This window comes from Streptomyces sp. NPDC053427 (genome assembly GCF_044544985.1).
Lineage (GTDB): Bacteria > Actinomycetota > Actinomycetes > Streptomycetales > Streptomycetaceae > Streptomyces.
The window spans coordinates 99,301-117,701 of record NZ_JBITYA010000004.1; the positions used below are offsets into that span (position 1 = coordinate 99,301).

The 18,401-nt window shown below is 71.0% G+C and carries 16 protein-coding genes and 1 pseudogene; 10 read left to right on the forward strand and 7 right to left on the reverse strand.

Annotation, left to right across the window (positions count from 1 at the left end):
- Nucleotides 1–67: 67 nt before the first annotated feature.
- Nucleotides 68–373 (reverse strand): hypothetical protein, encoded by a 306-nt coding sequence (locus tag ACIGWZ_RS12165; RefSeq protein ID WP_400064481.1) that lies wholly within the window; start codon nt 371–373, stop codon nt 68–70.
- 230 nt (nt 374–603) lie between these two features.
- On the opposite strand from ACIGWZ_RS12165, the gene ACIGWZ_RS12170 reads away from it, so the two are divergent.
- From ACIGWZ_RS12170 to ACIGWZ_RS12185, 4 genes are all read left to right on the forward strand, one after another.
- Nucleotides 604–1,848, forward strand: a complete 1,245-nt coding sequence (locus ACIGWZ_RS12170; RefSeq protein ID WP_400063468.1) for a helix-turn-helix domain-containing protein — start codon at nt 604–606, stop codon at nt 1,846–1,848.
- 325 nt (nt 1,849–2,173) lie between these two features.
- Nucleotides 2,174–2,968, forward strand: coding sequence for a toll/interleukin-1 receptor domain-containing protein (locus ACIGWZ_RS12175; RefSeq protein ID WP_400063469.1), 795 nt, complete (start codon nt 2,174–2,176; stop codon nt 2,966–2,968).
- Complete coding sequence (locus ACIGWZ_RS12180; RefSeq protein WP_400063471.1) at nt 2,965–4,956, forward strand: hypothetical protein; 1,992 nt, start codon at nt 2,965–2,967, stop codon at nt 4,954–4,956. The genes ACIGWZ_RS12175 and ACIGWZ_RS12180 overlap by 4 nt, the downstream gene beginning before the upstream one ends.
- Nucleotides 4,953–6,308: a hypothetical protein gene (locus tag ACIGWZ_RS12185; protein WP_400063473.1), complete on the forward strand. Its 1,356-nt coding sequence runs from the start codon at nt 4,953–4,955 to the stop codon at nt 6,306–6,308. Before ACIGWZ_RS12180 ends, ACIGWZ_RS12185 begins: the two co-directional genes overlap by 4 nt.
- A gap of 475 nt (nt 6,309–6,783) precedes the next feature.
- On the opposite strand, the gene ychF is transcribed toward ACIGWZ_RS12185, so the two are convergent.
- Nucleotides 6,784–7,872 (reverse strand): redox-regulated ATPase YchF, encoded by a 1,089-nt coding sequence (gene ychF, locus ACIGWZ_RS12190; protein ID WP_400063475.1) that lies wholly within the window; start codon nt 7,870–7,872, stop codon nt 6,784–6,786.
- A gap of 435 nt (nt 7,873–8,307) precedes the next feature.
- On the opposite strand from ychF, the pseudogene ACIGWZ_RS12195 reads away from it, so the two are divergent.
- A pseudogene (locus ACIGWZ_RS12195) lies at nt 8,308–8,586 on the forward strand (DUF6542 domain-containing protein); the annotation flags it as partial.
- 61 nt (nt 8,587–8,647) lie between these two features.
- On the opposite strand, the gene ppgK reads toward ACIGWZ_RS12195, so the two are convergent.
- The gene (gene ppgK / locus ACIGWZ_RS12200; protein WP_400063477.1) at nt 8,648–9,490 is read right to left on the reverse strand and encodes a polyphosphate--glucose phosphotransferase; all 843 of its coding nucleotides are present in this window, start codon (nt 9,488–9,490) and stop codon (nt 8,648–8,650) included.
- A gap of 102 nt (nt 9,491–9,592) precedes the next feature.
- Nucleotides 9,593–10,594: a 4-hydroxy-3-methylbut-2-enyl diphosphate reductase gene (locus ACIGWZ_RS12205; RefSeq protein ID WP_400063479.1), complete on the reverse strand. Its 1,002-nt coding sequence runs from the start codon at nt 10,592–10,594 to the stop codon at nt 9,593–9,595.
- Between the two features lie 73 nt (nt 10,595–10,667).
- On the opposite strand from ACIGWZ_RS12205, the gene ACIGWZ_RS12210 reads away from it, so the two are divergent.
- The 4 genes from ACIGWZ_RS12210 (at nt 10,668) to ACIGWZ_RS12225 (ending at nt 14,458) form a co-directional block, all read left to right on the forward strand.
- Entirely contained in the window at nt 10,668–12,068 is a 1,401-nt protein-coding gene (locus ACIGWZ_RS12210) for an APC family permease (protein ID WP_400063481.1), read from the forward strand.
- Between the two features lie 47 nt (nt 12,069–12,115).
- Nucleotides 12,116–13,363, forward strand: a complete 1,248-nt coding sequence (xseA, locus tag ACIGWZ_RS12215) for an exodeoxyribonuclease VII large subunit (RefSeq protein WP_400063483.1) — start codon at nt 12,116–12,118, stop codon at nt 13,361–13,363.
- A 19-nt stretch (nt 13,364–13,382) separates the two neighbouring features.
- The gene (locus tag ACIGWZ_RS12220) at nt 13,383–13,673 is read left to right on the forward strand and encodes an exodeoxyribonuclease VII small subunit (protein WP_400063486.1); all 291 of its coding nucleotides are present in this window, start codon (nt 13,383–13,385) and stop codon (nt 13,671–13,673) included.
- 191 nt (nt 13,674–13,864) lie between these two features.
- Nucleotides 13,865–14,458 carry a malonic semialdehyde reductase gene (locus ACIGWZ_RS12225; protein ID WP_400063488.1) on the forward strand — a complete coding sequence of 198 codons (594 nt, stop codon included), beginning with the start codon at nt 13,865–13,867 and terminating at the stop codon, nt 14,456–14,458.
- Nucleotides 14,459–14,626: 168 nt separating this feature from the next.
- On the opposite strand, the gene ACIGWZ_RS12230 is transcribed toward ACIGWZ_RS12225, so the two are convergent.
- Entirely contained in the window at nt 14,627–15,163 is a 537-nt protein-coding gene (locus ACIGWZ_RS12230) for a DUF4245 domain-containing protein (protein ID WP_400064405.1), read from the reverse strand.
- Nucleotides 15,164–15,366: 203 nt separating this feature from the next.
- Here ACIGWZ_RS12230 and glpX point away from each other — a divergent pair, with 203 nt between their 5' ends.
- Entirely contained in the window at nt 15,367–16,398 is a 1,032-nt protein-coding gene (glpX, locus tag ACIGWZ_RS12235) for a class II fructose-bisphosphatase (RefSeq protein WP_033266154.1), read from the forward strand.
- 425 nt (nt 16,399–16,823) lie between these two features.
- Here glpX and ACIGWZ_RS12240 read toward each other — a convergent pair whose 3' ends face one another.
- Both ACIGWZ_RS12240 and ACIGWZ_RS12245 read right to left on the reverse strand, forming a co-directional pair.
- The gene (locus ACIGWZ_RS12240; protein WP_400063491.1) at nt 16,824–17,186 is read right to left on the reverse strand and encodes a WhiB family transcriptional regulator; all 363 of its coding nucleotides are present in this window, start codon (nt 17,184–17,186) and stop codon (nt 16,824–16,826) included.
- Between the two features lie 233 nt (nt 17,187–17,419).
- Entirely contained in the window at nt 17,420–18,187 is a 768-nt protein-coding gene (locus ACIGWZ_RS12245; protein ID WP_400064407.1) for a DUF1707 domain-containing protein, read from the reverse strand.
- Nucleotides 18,188–18,401 lie beyond the last annotated feature (214 nt).

Below are 18,401 nucleotides of genomic sequence, written 5' to 3' on the forward strand. Positions count from 1 at the left end.
CGTGACACTAACGGCGATGTTACTAACATTGGCGTTAGTCAATAGCCTCGCCGGCTATCGCTCACGATCACGAGTCATGGACCTGCGCTTCAAGGACCGCGCGGCACCGGGCCGGTCGCGCAAAGCGGGGGCGAAGGCCGGCATCCCAGACGAAAGCGACGCCACCGAAGGCCACGCCGGCGCCTTGGGGGAAATTCACGCATTCGGTGCCCAGGTGGATGCCGAGGCGGTGGTCGGCGATCTCGCCCTGGAGCGCGGACTCCAGCAGCCGCTCGATCAACCGCTGAAGCGGCCCGCCCTCGCCAGTCAGCCGGAGGCCGTCGACCCTGCCATTCTCGATCGCTTGGCCCCGATCATGGTCGACTCCGGTCACGGCAAGGATCGGACGGAGAACAACGGAGAACAGAAGAGGCAACGGGCAACCCCGTCGAACCCCGATTCTCGAGGCACACCTCGTGCCAAACTCACTCTCGGATGCGAAGCGAAACGACACCGTCACGATAAGTGCTCGCGTCGGTCTTCGTGTCGGCCAGTGAACGTCGAACGAAAGTTCCCCGTGAGGGCGCACGGCTCTCACGGTCGCTGTTCAAGGGGAGGTTAATGATGAGTACAACATTACGTTTCGGCCCGGAACTTCGCCGTCTGCGACAGGAAGCGGGGCTTACTCTGACCGAGTTCTCCGTGGCGCTCAACTACGACAAGGGGCATCTCAGCAAGGTCGAGCGCGGGGAGCGTTCCGCGTCCCCCGAACTGGCCCGGCGGTGCGACGCCTTCCTCGGCGCGAACGGTGAGCTGCAGCGCCTGGTAGTCCGCCCCGAGGCCGACTCGGACACCACCGAAACCCCCGCCACCCCGAGCCTCTGGCTCGTCGGACGTCGGGCGGTCCTTGCGGCGGGGACGGGGTCGCTGATCAAGCTAGGCCTGAAACTCGGCGGTCAGGCGCCCTCTACCGCCGATCCCCTCCTTCCCTCCTTCCGCATGCAGTTCGACCAGCTACGACAGCTCGGCCAGTCCACCGCGCCGAAGGTCCTGCTTCCCCTGCTGGAGACGCAAACGCGCACCGTCGCCGGGCTGGCCGCCGACACCCCGTCCGCCACTCGGGCCCCCGCGCTCCTGCTCGCGTCGCGGTTCGCGGAGTTCACCGGCTGGATGGCCCAGGAGGCCGGGGACAGCGGCGCGGCGCTCAGCTGGACCGGTGAGGCCGCCGAACTGGCGCGTGCCGGGGGCGATCCGTACCTCGGTTCCTACGCGCTCGTGCGACGCGCCCTGGTCACGCTCTACGGCGGGGACGCCGCGGGCACCGTCGCCCTGGCCCGCCGGGCCCAGAGCGACGAGCTCCCGCCGCGCATCCGGGGACTCGCGGCCCAGCGGGAGGCGCAGGGACACGCGCTCGTCGGCGACGAACGCGACTGTCTCCGCAGTCTCGACAGGGCGCGGGAGCTGCTCGACAGCGATGACGCCCGCAGCGGCGCCGAGCCCGTGATCGGCACCACCCACGTGAGCGATCCGGCGGCGATGACGACCGGCTGGTGCCTGCACGACCTCGGTCGTCCCAAGGCCGCCGCCGAGGTCCTCGACCGGGAGTACCGCCGCCTCCCGCCGCACGCGCTGCGCACCCGTGCTCGGTACGGCTTCCGCAGGTCCTTGGCCCACGCCGCCTCCGGAGAAGTCGAGCACGCGTGCACGATCGCCGGGGAGCTCCTGGCGGTGATGCCGACCGTGCCCTCGGCGACGGTGAACAGCGACGTCCGGCGTCTCGCGCGGGAACTCTCCCGGTTCCGGAGCAGCCGGGCCGTACGCGATCTGCAGCCGGCGCTGGCAGGGGTACTCGCCCCCGCGCACGACTGACACCGGCTCCACGACCGGCACCGGCTCGAGCCGCCCGGCTCGCCGGGCCACCCGGTCCCTCCAGCCCTCCGGATCCCACGATCCCCGGCGGAACTCTCTGATCCCCGTCCGATGCGTCGCACCGCGCCCCCGGCTTCTTCGGGCTGCCCGCGACCAGTGACGCGCCGGGCGGCGCACCTCCATCCGTACGCCCTCCCGTGGACGTGCCATGCCGTCACACGGTCGGGACCTCATGGCCCGGGGCCTCGGAGCCCAGGCCCGCAGTCCCCCGCGCTCGCACCCATTCACCCCCGTCTTCCGTCTTCCTCTCACGAAGGGAACCTTCATGCCCGACGTCTTCGTCAACTACCGCACAGGCGACGAGGAATCCGCCGCGACCATGATCGCTCGGGAGCTCGCCCGGCGGTTCGGCGCCGAGCGGATCTTCTTCGCCAGCAACTCGATCGAGCTCGGACACCGCTTCCCGGTGGAACTGGTCAGGGCGGTGGAGGAGTGCGAGGCACTCCTCGCCGTGATCGGCCCACGCTGGGCGGAGGTGCGGGGGGCCGACGGCCGCCCCGCCCTCGAAGCCGAGCAGGACTGGACCCGACGTGAGATCCAGACCGCGCTCGACCGCGGGATCCTGGTGATCCCCGTGCTCGTCGGAAAGGCCACGCGGATCGACCGCGCCGTCCTCCCGGACGACCTGCGGGAGCTGGCGGACTGCCAGTACAGGCGGTTCGACCACCGCAACGCCGAGTCGGACCTGACGGCGCTCGGCGACGCCCTCGCCCGGCTGCTGCCCGACCTGGGCGCAGTGGACCGCGACGCCCGTGCGGCGCGGGAGCGGGCGGAGGCGAAGTCCCGCAAGAAGTCGGCCCAGAATGACGGGCACACCCGGATGCGGACACGCGACGTCGAGCAGCACGTGCGCGGCGGCATCGGAAACCTCAACGGAGACCTGTCCGGCACCTTCGTCAACGAGCCGCAGGGGCCCGTGAACACCGGTCGGGGCCACCAGTACAACGCCCCCCACTTCCAGGGCGACAACACCGGGGTCCAATTCACCGCGGGTGACAACAGCGGTACGGTCCACCAGCGCTTCGAGCGCGAGCCCCGGCGCTCGGACGACGAACGATGACCGAGCAGGACCGCGTCACCGTCAACGATCCGTGTGGCCCGGTGAACAACGGCACGGGGCCCCAGTACATCTTTTACGGCGCCGGCTCGGATTGGATGATCCGCAAAGGGGTCGAGTCTCTCCGGATCGTCCGCGAGGACCGGATGCGCCTGGCCGACCGGTTCGTTCCGCCGGTGGGCTACCGCGTCGCCGCCGACCGCCTGGAGAAGCCCGGATCGGTGGTGCTGCTGGAGGCGCCGCCCGGCAGCGGCCGCCGCGCCGCGGCGATCATGCTGCTGCACGAGCTCGGTGAGGACGGGGGCGCCAACGATGAGGGGGTCCGGTTCGAGGAGCTTCCCGCCGTCGCGGACAAGGACGAGGCCCCTCTCGCCCCAGGTGAGGGGGACCGCTTCCTCCTCGACCTCTCCGGGACCGCCGACGAGGAGGCGTACGCCAAGGTTCAGCATCACCTGGCCGTGCGCCGGTCGCAGGTCCAGGAGGCGGGGGCCCACATGGTCGTCGTCCTGCCGTCGGGCATGGAGCACGCCCACACGCCGGACCTCGAACCGCACACGGTGACGCTGGGGCGCCCCCGGGGCGTCGCCGTCGTCACCCGGTACCTCCGCATGGACCGGATGACCTTCCGCCCCGCGGACCTGGGGAGCGCCGACCTCCAGCGCCTGTACGACCGCTCCCCCATGCGGGAACTGGCGCGGCTCGCGGGGCTGGTGAGGGCCGCTCGCGACAGCGGCCGGTTCGGTGCCGACTTCGCGGGATGGCTCGACCAGGCGCTGCACGCGGTGACCGACCGTGCCGGTGAGGCGGGCCGACAGGTGGCCACGGTCCGCACCGCGCCCGAGCGGGCCCTGCTGCTCGCGACGGCGGTGTTCGAGGAGGCTCACGCCGACACCGTCTACGAGGCGTGGCACGGCCTGATGAGGACGGTGAGGCACGAGGAAGAAACGACGACCGAGCTCGCACGAACGGATTTCGGGGAGCGATTGGCGGCGCTCGGGATCGAGCGAGATCCGGACGGACGGCTCCGCTTCGAGCGGCTGGCCTACGCCGACGCGGTACGGACGTACTTCTGGGCGAACTTCCCCGGGACGCGCGACGACCTCAGGGACTGGATCGGCCATGTCGCCGGGCTCCGCGGTCTGACCGCCGACGACCGGGTGAACGTCGTCGTCCGATTCGGCGAGCGGTCCCTGGCCGTCGGGCGGCCCGACCACCTCTTCGACCTTGTGGTCCGCTGGGCGAACAGCGCGACCGGTGCGACCTGCGACCCGCGAGCCGTGGCGGCCCTCGAACTCGGTCTCAGCCACGAGAGGTTCGGGGGATGGTTCCGCAGGCGGATGTACGAGTGCGCGACGTCCGGCCCATTGTCGGACGGCCTCGTCCGCGTCCTGACCGTCGCGTGCCGAAAGAGCCTTGGCGCGACACACCCGAATCAGGCGATGGTGCGGCTCCACTACCTCGCCGTACGGAAAGGGGAGGCGGCGCGCGAAGCCCGGGAGGCCCTTCTCGAACTCGGCGGTCGCGACCGTCGGCTCTACCGGCCGCTGATCAACCGCCTACGGGACTGGACACGTCGGGAGCCGCGCGGGGCGGAGCCCCATCTCAGGCTGCTCACGGAGCTGTTGAGGAGCGACCGGGCACCGGACCCGCCGCAGTGGCCGGACCTGTTCCTGGGCTGGGAGACGGTTTTCTCCCAACCGCCGACGGAGCTCTGGAAGCCGCTGGTGAGCAGTTGGCTGACCGCCGCGGCGGGCGACAGCACGCGGGAGATGGCGCTGGGCGTGATGGTCGGTGCGACGCGCGGCCGCGCGGCCGCTCTCCACCGCCTCTACGCCATCGCCTGCGACTGGGCGGGGACCGTGCGCCGCCCCTCCCGGGCGACGGCCGTCGCCGCCCTCTTCTGGCAGCACATCGACCACGCGCAGTACGCCCGCACGGAGAGTACGGAACGTGCGGGCGCCGGACCACGGACCACGGAAGAGGCACGATGAATCACCGCTTTCACAGCCTGCTGTTCGTCGCTCTCTGCGGCCTCGCACCGGCTGCTCTCGGAAACCTCCTGCACTGGTCAGCATGGCTGTGGGGCTTCATGTCCATGGTCACGGCCTCTGGCTCCCTGCTGCTCGTGCTGACGGTCCTCAGCGGTGGCCGCGCATCAGCCGACCCGTACGAGCCCGGGGAGCCTGAGCCACCCGCGGCGCCGGCGGAGCAGCCGTACCAGGAGACGCGGGTGGTCGACGCGGCACTGCCGAGCGCAGCAGAAGGCTACGACTTCCTCTTCTCCGCCACCGTGTGGTGGAGGCCGGCCCTCGACCACGCCGAACGGTCCAATGGCGCCTCCCCGACCCTCGCCGTCTCCTCGATCGTCAGCCGGGCCCTGGAGGTCGTCCGCCGCGAAGAGCCCGGCAGGGCGAGCTTCGCGCGGTATCTCCTGGAGGGGGAGCTGGGCATCCCGGTCCCGGACCTGAGCGGACGGGTGAGGGCCCTGGCGGCCGATGTGACGCTGACCCTCGCCCCCGCCGACCGCGAGCGCCTGCGGAAGTTGAAAGACCTTCGCAAGGACGAGGAGATCTGGGAGTACGAGCGTCAGCACGAGCGCAACAAGCGGCGCTACCTCGGTGATGACGTGCTCAAGAGCGCGGGCAGCGCGGTGGTGTGGTGGCTGTCCCGTCACGAGAACGAAATCGAGAAGGCGGTCGACATGATCGGCCCGCTCGCCCAGATCGCGGCGGCGGCCAACGACGAGGAGGTGCCCGAGCTCTTCCGCCACCTGCTCGTCCCGTCTATGGGCGCACGGAGCGAAGCGACCGTCGGGGGCCCGCTCTGGGACGGACACGGCCAGGGAGGAGGGGCGTTCGAACGCGAGGAGGAGGTAGGGGTTTCGGATCGGCTGCTCCTGTTGCTGGCGGCGGTGGGCCTGAAGCCGGACATGGACGAGTACACGGTGTTCGTGCACCGCGTGGTGCGGAGTCTGGAAGCGGCCGGGCTGGACGAGGCCGCCGAGGAGATCAGGCGGACCCTTCTGCCGGCACCCGACGAGGGCGGGGGCGAGGGGACGGAGGGTGGCCCTTCGGGCGAAGGGGGCACCACGGGGCCCTGGTCGGCGGGCTTCCCAGCCCCCGAGGGCTCGCCGTTCAGCGACGAGGCCGCGGACCCGGATACCGACGCGGGCGCAGGCACGGTCAGGCGGGGAGCGGCGGAGAGCGGCGCGGGCGAACAAAACCAAGGCTGGTGGGAGACGAGCGAGGACGACATGACACCTCCGCACCTCTGGGACACCTCGCACAGCCCGCACCGGCCCGCCGCACCTCGCGCAACGGACGAGGACGACGACGGGAGCTGATCCAGTAGGCGGTCGGCTCTCCGGGGCTCCCCTCACCACACACCGCGGCCGGGGGAGCCCTTCCTGCCCCGAGACCTGGGCAAGGGCGGGAGGAGGGGACCGGGAGACGAACGAACTCAAACGCCGTGGCGGGCTGTCATGGCGACCGAGATCTATCCAGGCGGTGTGGCCGAAGGGGTCGACCGGACGATGCTTGCATGGGCGACCGCGCGCTTGTGTCACCGGACCATCGCCTGATCCGACCGCTCCCGCTACCAGCCAAACAGCTCGGCCTCGCCCCCCTCAGTACCGGCGACCGGCACCGCCCGAGGCCGCACGCCCTCTCGCGGAAATCCGCCCGCGATCCAGCACGGGGGCCTAACCGGCATCCCAGCACCACCCCGGCACGGGAAAAACCAGGGGCCCGACTCCGAAGAGTCGGACCCCTTCTGACCTGTACGTTTGCCAGATCAGCGACGTGGCGTTTCGACGCCCGCTACACGTTGAACCGGAACTCCACCACATCCCCGTCCTGCATCACATACTCCTTGCCCTCCATGCGGGCCTTGCCCGCTGCGCGGGCCTCGGCGACCGAGCCGGTTTCGACCAGGTCGGCGAAAGAGATGACCTCGGCCTTGATGAAGCCCTTTTGGAAGTCGGTGTGGATGACTCCGGCGGCCTCGGGGGCGGTGGCGCCCTGCTTGATGGTCCAGGCGCGGGTTTCCTTGGGGCCAGCCGTCAGGTAGGTCTGCAGGCCGAGGGTGTTGAAGCCGACGTGGGCGAGGGTGGCGAGGCCGGGCTCTTCCTGGCCGACGGTCTGGAGGAGTTCGAGGGCCTCGTCCTCGTCGAGCTCGGCGAGGTCGGCCTCGAGCTTGGCGTTGAGGAAGATCGCCTCGGCGGGGGCGACCAGGGCGCGCTGCTCGTTCTTGAAGTCGTCGTCGGTCAGCTCGTCCTCGTCGACGTTGAAGACGTAGAGGAAGGGCTTGGTGGTGAGCAGGTGGAGGTCGTGGAGGAGTTCCTCCCGGCCCGAGCCCTGGACGATGCCCTGGGAGAAGAGGGTGTCGCCCTTCTCCAGGATGGCCTTGGCCTCCTCGACGGCCTTGACCTTCGGCGCCACGTCCTTCTTGATCCGCGACTCCTTCTGGAGACGCGGCAGGACCTTCTCGATGGTCTGGAGGTCGGCCAGGATCAGCTCGGTGTTGATGGTCTCGATGTCGTCCTTGGGCGAGACCTTGCCGTCGACGTGGACGACGTTCTCGTCCTTGAAGGCGCGGATGACCTGGCAGATCGCGTCGGACTCGCGGATGTTCGCGAGGAACTTGTTGCCCAGGCCCTCACCCTCGGAGGCGCCGCGGACGATCCCCGCGATGTCGACGAAGTCGACGGTGGCCGGGAGGATCTTCTGCGAGTCGAAGATCTCGGCGAGCTTGGCCAGGCGGGGGTCGGGGACGCCGACGACACCGACGTTCGGCTCGATGGTGGCGAACGGGTAGTTGGCCGCCAGCACGTCGTTCTTGGTCAGGGCGTTGAACATGGTCGACTTGCCGACATTCGGCAGACCGACGATTCCGATCGTGAGCGACACGGTGGCGACTCGACTTCCGAAGGGGAGGTGATGGGGTGGGCAGCCGTTCCGGGACCGGGTCCCGGGAGGGCCGATCCACCAGTCTACGGGGCGGGGGACGGGCGGACGGGCGGTGGCCGCCCGGCCGGGACCGGGACATCCCGCCCGTCCACCGAACAGACCGCCCGGCTCGCCCAAAGCGCGTGTCCTGCGAGCAATTAATCCCACTTAGCGGCCTACCGTTGGCGAGTGGAGCAACACGAAGCGCGCAGGCACCAGCACAGTCCGTCACGAAGCGGCCGGGCCGCCGCGGCGGGTCCCGATGCCCGGCTGCCGCGTCCGGCGGAGGCCGCGGTACCGCTCGGCGGCGAAACCGCGACCGTGTACCGCGCCCGGCCCCGGCGGCCACCACCCCCCGCCCCACTGGCCAAACTGCTGCGCCGGATGCCGCGTCCGATGCTCACCGGCCTCGGCTGCTGGCTGCTCGCCACCCTCGCGCTGGTCGTCTTCGCGTTCCTGGACCGGCTGCTGCTCGGCGCCGCACAGGTCCCGTACGGCGTGTTCTTCGTGCTGGTCAGCACGTGCGCGTCGCTGTGGGTGCGGCCGTACGACCTGATCGCCGCGCCGGTCGTCCTGCCGATCGCGTTCGCGCTGGGGGCGCTGCCGATCCAGCGCGGGCCGGACGGGTTCGGCGGGATGCTGATGGGCCTCTTCACGATCCTCGCACTGAATGCGCCCTGGCTCTACGCGGGCACCCTGATCTGCGCGCTCGTGGCGCTGTTCCGTAAGGCGATGCTCATCGCGCAGCGTCGGGCCAGCCGACCGGTGAGTCCACAACCGGGCGGGCCGGTGGGGCGGGGGAAGGGCCACCGTCCGCGCGAGGTGGCGCAGCAGCCCGACCGGCATGGGCGGCCATCGCGGCGCCCACGATCCCCGCATCGTTCTGAAGCTGGGCCGGCACGATCTCGGCCCTGATGCCCTCGATCAGCGGCAGGAACTTCTCCGCCTTGCGGCTGACCCCGCCGCCGATCACGAACAGCTCGGGCGAGAACAGCATCTCCACATGGGCGAGGTATTTCTGGACCCGGTGCGCCCAGCGCTGCCAGCTCAGCTCCTCGTCCTCCTTGACCTTGGTCGAGGCGCGCTTCTCGGCGTCGTGGCCGTGCAGTTCCAGGTGGCCGAGCTCGGTGTTGGGCACGAGGCGGCCGCCGGTGAAGACGGCGCTGCCGATGCCCGTGCCGAGGGTGAGCACGATGACCGTGCCGGTGCGGCCGCGGCCCGCGCCGTACTGCATCTCGGCCAGACCGGCGGCGTCCGCGTCGTTGAGCAGCGTGACGGGGGTGCTCTCGCCCAGCCGTCCGCTGAGCAGGCCGGCGGCGTCGAGGCCGATCCAGCCCTTGTCGACATTGGCGGCGGTACGGGTCGTACCGCCGGTGACCACTCCGGGGAAGGTGGCGCCGACCGGGCCCGACCAGCCGAAGTGGTCCACGACCTGCTTGACGCAGTCGGCGACCGCCTCCGGGGTGGCCGGGTGCGGGGTCAGTACCTTGTAGCGCTCGTCGGCGAGATCGCCGCGTTCGAGATCCACCGGGGCACCTTTGATGCCCGATCCGCCGATGTCCACACCGAAGACCCTCATGGGAAAAGGCTAGGCGCGCGGGCGGCCGCTCACCCCTTGAATCGCTTACCGGATCCTGTGGGACGGCGTCCGGCGAGTCCCTGGGCGGGTCCCGGGCCGCGCTCAGCCTTCGGTGGCCGCCCTCGCCTCGGCGCGCAGATCGCGGCGGAGCTCCTTGGGCAGCGAGAAGGTGATGGACTCCTCGGCGGCCGTGACGGTCTCGACGTCCTCGTAGCCGCGCGCGGCGAGCCAGTCCAGGACGCCGTGGACGAGGATGTCGGGGACGGAGGCGCCGGAGGTGACGCCGACCGTGCCGACGCCTTCGAGCCAGGCCTCGTCGATCTCCTCGGCGTAGTCGACCAGGTGGGCGTCGCGGGCGCCCGCGCCCAGGGCCACCTCGACCAGGCGGACGGAGTTCGAGGAGTTCTTGGAGCCGACGACGATGACGAGGTCGGCCTCGGCGCCCATCTGCTTGACGGCGATCTGGCGGTTCTGGGTGGCGTAGCAGATGTCGTCGCTGGGCGGCGAGAGGAGGTTGGGGAAGCGGCCCTTGAGGGCGTCGACGGTCTCCATGGTCTCGTCGACGGAGAGGGTGGTCTGGGAGAGCCAGACGACCTTGTCGGGGTCGCGGACCTCGACGTTCCCGACGTCTGCGGGGCCGTCGACGAGGGTGATGTGCTCGGGCGCCTCGCCGCTGGTGCCGATGACTTCCTCATGGCCCTCGTGGCCGATCAGGAGGATGTCGTAGTCCTCGTTGGCGAACCGGACGGCTTCCTTGTGGACCTTGGTGACCAGCGGGCAGGTGGCGTCGATGGTGGCGAGCTTGCCGCGCTTGGCCTCTTCGTGGACGACGGGGGCGACGCCGTGCGCGGAGAAGATGACGATGTTGCCCTCGGGCACCTCCTCCGTCTCGTCGACGAAGATTGCGCCCTTCTTCTCGAGGGTCTTGACGACGTACTTGTTGTGCACGATCTCGTGGCGTACGTAGACGGGCGCGCCGTACTGCTCGAGGGCCTTCTCGACGGCGATCACGGCGCGGTCCACGCCTGCGCAGTAGCCACGGGGGGCGGCGAGGAGGACCTTGCGGGCGGACTGCTGGCCGGGCGTGGAAGTCATGCCGTCCATCGTAGGCCGTGCCCCGAGGCCGATCGATCGCGCTGGTGGCCCAGACTGTCGGAGGGCGTACCAAGGAGGTCGGATGCCGGGCACGATCGGCGCGGGAACGGGCGACGAGGCGGGCGCGAGCACCGGCGGGGAGCCCGGATCGCTGCGGCGGACGCTGACGTTCCGGGATCTGGTCGTCTACGGACTGCTGTTCATCGCCCCGATGGCGCCGGTCGGGATCTTCGGCACGCTCCAGGCCGCTTCGCACGGCGCGATCACCCTCGTCTATGTCGTCGCCACGGTCGCGATGGCCTTCACGGCGTACTCGTACGCGCAGATGGTGCGGGTGGCGCCGCAGGCCGGGTCGGTCTATACGTATGCCCGGGTGGGGCTGGGCGAGGGGGCGGGGTTCGTCGCCGGGTGGATGGCGATGCTGGACTATCTGCTGATCCCGGCGGTGGCGTATCTCTTCTCCGGGATCGCGATGCACGCGCTGGTGCCGTCGGTGCACCAGTGGGTGTGGACGGCGCTCGCGGTGGCCGTCACGACGCTGCTGAATCTGTGGGGGGTGCGGGTCGCGGCCGTCGTCGGGTTCGCGGTGCTGGCGCTGGAGATCGCGGTGCTGGCGGTGTTCGTGGTGGCGGCCGTCGCGGAGCTGGTGGCGCACGGGGCGCAGCGCGGCTGGGCGGCGCCTCTGACCGGGGAGGGCGGCTTCTCGGTCCATGCGGTGCTGTCGGCGGTGTCGGTGGCGGTGCTGTCCTATCTGGGCTTCGATGCGATCGCGTCGTTCGCGGAGGAGGCGTCCGGAGGGACGACGCGGGTGGCGCGGGCGGTGATCACGTGTCTGGTGGTGGCCGGTGTGCTCTTCGCCGTGCAGACGTATCTGGCGGCGCTGCTCGCCCCGATGACGGCGGCCGAGCTGGCGGCGGAGCCCGGTGAGCAGGGCGCCGCCTTCTACGCGACGGTCGATGCGGCGGTCGGCGGCTGGCTGCACGACCTGGTGGCGGTGAGCAAGGCCGTCGGTGCGGCGTTCGCGGCGCTGGCGGGGCAGGCCGCGGCGGGCCGGCTGCTGTTCGCGATGGCGCGGGACCGGCGGCTGCCGGGGGCGCTGTCGAAGGTGGACGCGGGCAGCGGCGTGCCGCGCCGGGCGCTGCTGGGGGCGGCCCTGGTGACGCTGGTGGCGGCGGTGTGGGCGGCGCGCCGGGGCGACGGGCTCGACCAGCTGTCGTCGATCGTGAACGTGGGCGCGCTGACCGCGTTCGCGCTGCTGCACGCCTCGGTGATCGGCTGGTTCTGCTTCCGCGGGCGGTCCGGGGTGCCGAGCGTGCCGCGGCATGTGGTGGTGCCGTTGCTGGGGCTGGCGGTGGTGGTCGCGGTGATCGCCGAGGCGTCGGCGGCGGCGCGGACCGTGGGCGCGGCCTGGCTGGCGGTGGGGCTGGTGGTGCTGGCGGTGCAGTACGGGGGCCGGGCGCGCGGCCGGGCGGCGCGGGACTGACCGCCGCGGGACCGGCACTGTCAGTGGCCGCCGCTACTCTCGCTCGTATGGCTGTCTCAACGTCTGCGGAAACGCCGATCCCGGTCGGCGAGGTGTCCCGGCTCATCGGCGGGTGGGTGGACCGCCTCGGCGCCGTCTGGGTCGAGGGTCAGATCACCCAGCTCTCGCGGCGGCCCGGCGCGGGCGTGGTGTTCCTGACGCTGCGCGACCCCTCGTACGACATCTCGCTGAGCGTGACGTGTTACCGCCAGGTCTTCGACAAGGTGGCCGACGTGATCAGCGAGGGCGCCCGGGTGGTGGTGCACGCGAAACCGGAGTGGTACGCCCCGCGCGGCCAGCTGTCGCTGCGGGCCGCCGAGATCCGGCCGGTCGGGGTCGGTGAACTCCTGGCCCGGCTGGAGCAGTTGAAGAAGTCGCTGACGGCGGAGGGGCTGTTCGCGGGTGACCGCAAGAAGCCGCTGCCGTTCCTGCCGCAGCTGATCGGGCTGGTCTGCGGCCGGGCCAGCGCCGCCGAGCGCGACGTCCTGGAGAACGCCCGGCACCGCTGGCCGGCCGTCCGCTTCGAGGTGCGCAATGTGCCGGTGCAGGGCGTGCATGCGGTGCCGAAGGTGATCGAGGCGGTGCAGGAGCTGGATGCGCTGCCCGAGGTGGACGTGATCATCGTGGCGCGCGGTGGCGGCAGCGTGGAGGATCTGCTGCCGTTCTCCGACGAGCAGCTGGTGCGCGCGGTGGGCGCGGCCCGCACCCCCGTCGTCTCCGCGATCGGCCATGAGCCGGACACCCCGCTGCTGGATCTGGTCGCCGATCTGCGGGCGTCGACACCCACGGACGCGGCGAAGAAGGTCGTACCGGACGTGGGCGAGGAGCTGGCCCGGGTGCGGCAGCTGCGGGAGCGGGCGCTGCGCGCGGTGAGCGGTTTCCTGGAACGGGAGGAGCGGGGGCTGGCGGCGGCGCTGCACCGGCCGTCGATGCAGCGGCCGCAGCGCATGGTCGAGGAGCGCGAGGAGCAGATCACCGCGCTGCTGGAGCGCGGACGGCGGACGCTGGGGCATCTGCTGGACCGCGCCGACTCGGAGCTGGCGCACACCCTGGCACGGGTGGTCGCGCTCTCCCCCAAGGCGACGCTGGAGCGCGGCTATGCGGTGCTGCAGAAGGCGGACGGGACGGCGGTGCGCTCGCCGCAGGAGGTGCGCGCGGACGATGCCTTGCGCGCCCGGGTGGCGGAGGGCGAATTCAGGGTGCGGGTGGCCGACGTCCCGGACGACGTCGCCGCCGCCGCGGACACGGACTCATAGGGTGGGAGACGAGGAAGACATGGCAAAGGCGAAGACGACGACGGACGGCGCGGTGGACGGCGGGACGGGCGCCGCAGAGGGCGCGGAGGCCGGGACGGAGCCCCAGGTGGAGTCCGTGCTCGGGTACGAGCAGGCGCGGGACGAGCTGATCGAGGTCGTCCGCAACCTGGAGGCGGGCGGCACGACGCTCGAGGAGTCGCTGGCGCTGTGGGAGCGCGGCGAGGAGCTGGCGAAGGTCTGCCGCCACTGGCTCGAGGGGGCGCGGGCGCGGCTGGACGCGGCGCTGGCGGAGTCGCCGGGGGATGCGTAGGCGCGCAGCGCAGATCGGGGCAGTGCAGGGAGCGGGGTGCGGGGTGCGGGGAACCCTGATCACCCGGCCACCGGAGATGGCACCATGTGAACCCGCTCACAATCCATCACGTGTTAGTTGAAACTTAACCTATCCGCTTTACAGTGGTTTCCGCAGACCTGAAACCCAGCCGACTCAACGAGGTGCCCCTTATGTCTCTCGCCCTTGACGCCGCCGCTCAGGACCTCCTGTTCCGCGAGGCCCAGACCGCCAACACGTTCACGGACGAGCCGGTCACCGACGAGCAGGTCCAGGCGATCTACGACCTGGTCAAGTACGCCCCGACCGCGTTCAACCAGTCGCCGCTGCGCCTGACCCTGGTCCGTTCCGAGGAGGCCCGGCAGCGCCTGGTCAACCACGCCATGGGTGCCAACGGCCCGAAGACGCTCTCCGCGCCGCTGACCCTGGTCCTCTCCGTCGACCTGGACTTCCACGAGAAGCTGCCGCACCTCTTCCCGCACGCCCCGGGCATCAAGGACACCTTCTTCGCCGAGGCCGCGGTCCGCGAGGTCGCGGGCACCCAGAACGCCACCCTCCAGGCCGGCTACCTCATCCTCGGCATACGCGCCGCCGGCCTGGCCGCCGGCCCGATGACCGGCTTCGACTTCACCGGCATCGACAAGGAGTTCTTCGGCGACGGCACGCAGAAGTCCTTCCTGGTCATCAACGTCGGCAAGCCGGGCCCCGACGCCTTCTTCCCGCGCTCCCCGCGCCTGGCCTTCGACGAGGCTGTCGCCACGGTCTGAGCCCGTCGCGCGTTCTTGTAACGCACCCCGTACGACGCAAAGAGGCCGCCGCATCCGGAGGGATGCGGCGGCCTTGTGCCGTCCCGGGCCGGAAGGCGAGGGCCGGGCGCACGCCCTGGCCTCTCGGTCTTCTCAGGCCTCTCGGCCCTCTCGGACCTCTCCGGCCTTTCAGCCCTTCTTCGCCACCAGGGCCGCGGCCAGATCCGCGAGCCGGCCGTACGGCGCCGTCCCCGTGATCACCGTGGTCACTCCGGCCTCCCGACGCACCAGTGCCCGGTAGGTGTCGCCGCTGTAGCGGTCCCACTTCTTGCTGCCGACGGCCTGCTTGCCCTCGACCTTGGTCGCGCCGAGCGTGACCTCGCGGATGAACTTCTTCGCCGGCGCGTCGCTCTGCTCGATGGCCGCGTACTGCTGCTCCGGGTCCAGCATGCCCAGGTGCCAGGCGCCGCCCTTGCCGTCGTCGCTCGCCTTGTACGAGACCGAGGTGGCGCGCCAGGTCTTCGGCAGGCCCTGCGGTGCGGCGACCGGGTACGGCGCGGCCCGCCGGGCGGTCGCGACCTCGACCCGGTAGTCGACCGTTTTGACCGCCTGGTTCTCGGCGCTCCGGCTGTCGTCGTGCGGAATGAAGAGATAAACCGCCGCAACCACGACGCCGATCACCGCCAGCGACAGGACCATGTCCCGCACCGTTTGCCTGCCTCGCATACCTGCCACGCCTCTATCGTCCCTCATGGCCGCGGCGCTCCCGACAGGCCCCCCGGTCATGGCCGCCACCTGCACCGACGTCGGGTTTCGGCCATCCTTGACGCCGCTCATGCGAAGGGCCCACTGCTCATTTTGGCGACGTACGGATAAAGTCGTATCACCCTCATCCTTCACGGCCGTCGCCGTACAGAAAGGTGCGCTCGATGACCGAGCATCATCTCCCGTCCCAACTCGAGGTCAGCCCCGAGGCCCCGGACCGCAACCTCGCCCTGGAACTGGTGCGGGTCACCGAGGCCGGTGCCATGGCATCGGGCCGCTGGGTGGGCCGAGGCGACAAGAACGGCGCGGACGGTGCGGCGGTCAAGGCCATGCGCGCCCTGATCCACACCGTGTCGATGAACGGCGTCGTGGTCATCGGGGAGGGCGAGAAGGACCACGCCCCGATGCTCTACAACGGCGAGCGCGTCGGAGACGGGACCGGCCCGGAGTGCGACGTGGCCGTGGACCCGGTGGACGGCACGACCCTGACCGCCAAGGGCATGGCCAACGCCGTCTCCGTGATGGCGGTCGCCGAGCGCGGCTCGATGTTCGACCCGTCCGCGGTCTTCTACATGGACAAGCTCGCCACCGGCCCGGAGGCGGCGGACTTCGTCGACATCACGGCCCCGGTGGCGGTGAACATCAAGCGGATCGCCAAGGCGAAGAAGTCCGCGGTCGAGGACGTCACCGTCGTCATCCTGGACCGGCCCCGCCACGACGGCCTGGTCAAGGAGGTCCGCGAGGCCGGCGCCCGGATCAAGTTCATCTCCGACGGCGATGTCGCCGGCGCGATCATGGCGGCCCGCGAGGGCACCGGCGTGGACCTGCTGCTGGGCATCGGCGGCACGCCCGAGGGCATCATCACGGCCTGCGCCATGAAGTGCCTGGGCGGCACGCTGCAGGCCAAGCTGTGGCCCAAGGACGACGAGGAGCGGCAGCGCGCGCTGGACGCCGGGCACGACCTCGACAAGGTGCTCCAGATCGACGACCTGGTCCGCAGCGACAACGTCTTCTTCGTCGCCACCGGCATCACCGACGGCGAACTGCTGCGCGGCGTGCGCTACCGCGCCGAGACCGCCTACACCCAGTCGCTGGTGATGCGCTCCAAGTCCGGCACGATCCGCCAGATCGACTCCCAGCACCGCCTGTCGAAGCTGCGGGCTTACAGCTCGGTGGACTTCGAGAGGCCCAGCTAGCGCCCCGCGGCGTGGTGGACCGGGGCCGGAGCCGTTGCCGGTTGCGGTGAAGTGCTCCGGCGGACTTCCAGAAGCCCAGCTAGCGCCCCGCGGCGTGGTGGACCGGGGCCGGAGCCGTAGCCGGTTGCGGTGAGGTACTCCGGCGGACTTCCAGAAGCCCAGCTAGCACCCCGCCACGTGGCGGACCGGGGCCGGAGCCGTAGCCGGTTGCGGTGAGGTACTCCGGCGGACTTCCAGAGACCCAGCTAGCACCCCGCCACGTGGCGGACCGGGGCCGGAGCCGTTGCCGATTGCGGTGAAGTGCTCCGGCGTCCGTACGCGCTTCGCCCCCGCCGGGAGATCTCCGGGCGGGGGCGAAGCGCGTACGGACGCGGGGACATCACGCACGTACGGGGATGATGCACCGGCGCATGGCCGGCCGGGGCTCAGCCCGCCGCAGGCATCCGGGCGGCGCGCTGGAGTTCGGTCTCCCGGCGCCGGCGGCGGGCCAGAACGACCCGGCGCTCGGCGGCCGTCAACCCACCCCAGACGCCGTACGGCTCCGGCTGGAGCAGCGCATGTTCGCGGCACTCCACCATGACGGGACAGCGGGCACAGACCCGCTTGGCGGCTTCCTCCCTGGCCAGCCGCGCGGCGGTCGGCTCTTTCGACGGGGCGAAGAACAGCCCGGCTTCATCCCGGCGGCACACCGCCTCCGAATGCCAGGGGCCGGCCTCGTCGCGAGCAGCGGGCACTCGCTGGGACGGAACGACAACGGCATCCTGCAGGGGCTGATGCGGTAGCAGCACGGTCTACTCCTGACGACGGCTTCGGCGAAGAAATCACCCTTGCCCGCCTCGCTGCGCACGGCTTTTCGCACCCCGCAGCCGTACGAGAGACGATGCACCAGCCCTACCCGCTGTACGCACTCTTATGCACACCGTGGCGATCGTGCGGAAACCAGAAAATCGGAAACCCGAAAAACGACGTCGGGCCCCGCGCCACCCCGCGCCACCGCCGCATCCGCAGGGCCACCGCCCACTCAGTCGCCGAGCCCCTTACGGAACCGGTCCCGCCGCTCCCGGCGCTCGAACCGCCGCCGCTCATGCCGCTCGTGGCGCTCCTCGAGCAACCGGGCATGCCGGTCGAGCCGCTCGTCCAGCCGGTGCTGCCGGTCCTCGCGCAGGCGCTCGCGTCGCTCGTGCCGGTCCGCACTCAGCCGACTGCGCAGATCGCGGATCCAGGCGCCGCGCTTGGGCCGGGCGTCCACGCTGCCCAGTACCGCATAGCCGTTGATCTGCACCTGCGGGGCGTTCGCGTCCTCCGCCTCGTGCATCTCGATCTCGAAGGCCCCCAGCACGCCGGAACCGCTGCCGCGCAGCGTGACGTTCTCCGGCACCCGGATGTCCACACTCCCGAAGATCGAGGTGACATTGATCTGCACCTGCTGCTGCGGGAACACCGCCTCGGTCAGATCGATCTCCACGCTTCCGAAGATCGCAACGGCGTTGATCCGCGCCGGGACCTGCCAGCGCCCCTTCCGCACGGACGCGCTGAAGATCGCCACCAAGTTCTGGTCCGGCATCGAGGCGGCGGGCCGGTACGCATACTCCCCCGGTGCGGACCGGGTACGGCTGCCGCCCTCCGCCGCGGGCAGATCCCGTACGACGGGCTCCAGCTCGCCCATGGTCTTGGCGCGGTAGACCGCGTCGATCCGCTCGGCGTGCTCCTCGGCATCCAGCCGGCCCTGCGCCAGCGCCTCGCGCAGGATCTCGGCGACCCGGTCGCGGTCCGCGTCGGACGCGCGCATCTCCGCCTCCGCCACCGGCTTGGTCAGGCTCACCGCCTGCCGGTCGCGCTGGTCTTCCTGCTTCTGAAGCGTTCCGGGCGGGGTCTCGGGGCCCGGTCGTCCCCCGTTGTCTGCAGCGTCCACCACCCCAGCGTAGCGAAACGCGATAGATCGCGACTAGCCCCCGGCGAATGCGCCGCATCTGTGCGGCGCCCCCAACCCCGGCACCCCCCGA

Excerpts from the sequence above, each read along its gene's own strand:
- ACIGWZ_RS12170 (WP_400063468.1), top strand. The coding sequence starts at position 604 with ATGAGTACAACATTACGTTTCGGCCCGGAACTTCGCCGTCTGCGACAG.
- ACIGWZ_RS12175 (WP_400063469.1), top strand. The coding sequence starts at position 2,174 with ATGCCCGACGTCTTCGTCAACTACCGCACAGGCGACGAGGAATCCGCC.
- ACIGWZ_RS12180 (WP_400063471.1), top strand. The coding sequence starts at position 2,965 with ATGACCGAGCAGGACCGCGTCACCGTCAACGATCCGTGTGGCCCGGTG.
- ACIGWZ_RS12185 (WP_400063473.1), top strand. The coding sequence starts at position 4,953 with ATGAATCACCGCTTTCACAGCCTGCTGTTCGTCGCTCTCTGCGGCCTC.
- ppgK (WP_400063477.1), bottom strand. The coding sequence starts at position 9,490 with ATGAGGGTCTTCGGTGTGGACATCGGCGGATCGGGCATCAAAGGTGCC.
- ACIGWZ_RS12205 (WP_400063479.1), bottom strand. The coding sequence starts at position 10,594 with ATGGACGGCATGACTTCCACGCCCGGCCAGCAGTCCGCCCGCAAGGTC.
- ACIGWZ_RS12210 (WP_400063481.1), top strand. The coding sequence starts at position 10,668 with ATGCCGGGCACGATCGGCGCGGGAACGGGCGACGAGGCGGGCGCGAGC.
- xseA (WP_400063483.1), top strand. The coding sequence starts at position 12,116 with ATGGCTGTCTCAACGTCTGCGGAAACGCCGATCCCGGTCGGCGAGGTG.
- ACIGWZ_RS12220 (WP_400063486.1), top strand. The coding sequence starts at position 13,383 with ATGGCAAAGGCGAAGACGACGACGGACGGCGCGGTGGACGGCGGGACG.
- ACIGWZ_RS12225 (WP_400063488.1), top strand. The coding sequence starts at position 13,865 with ATGTCTCTCGCCCTTGACGCCGCCGCTCAGGACCTCCTGTTCCGCGAG.
- ACIGWZ_RS12230 (WP_400064405.1), bottom strand. The coding sequence starts at position 15,163 with ATGCGAGGCAGGCAAACGGTGCGGGACATGGTCCTGTCGCTGGCGGTG.
- glpX (WP_033266154.1), top strand. The coding sequence starts at position 15,367 with ATGACCGAGCATCATCTCCCGTCCCAACTCGAGGTCAGCCCCGAGGCC.
- ACIGWZ_RS12245 (WP_400064407.1), bottom strand. The coding sequence starts at position 18,187 with ATGCGCGCGTCCGACGCGGACCGCGACCGGGTCGCCGAGATCCTGCGC.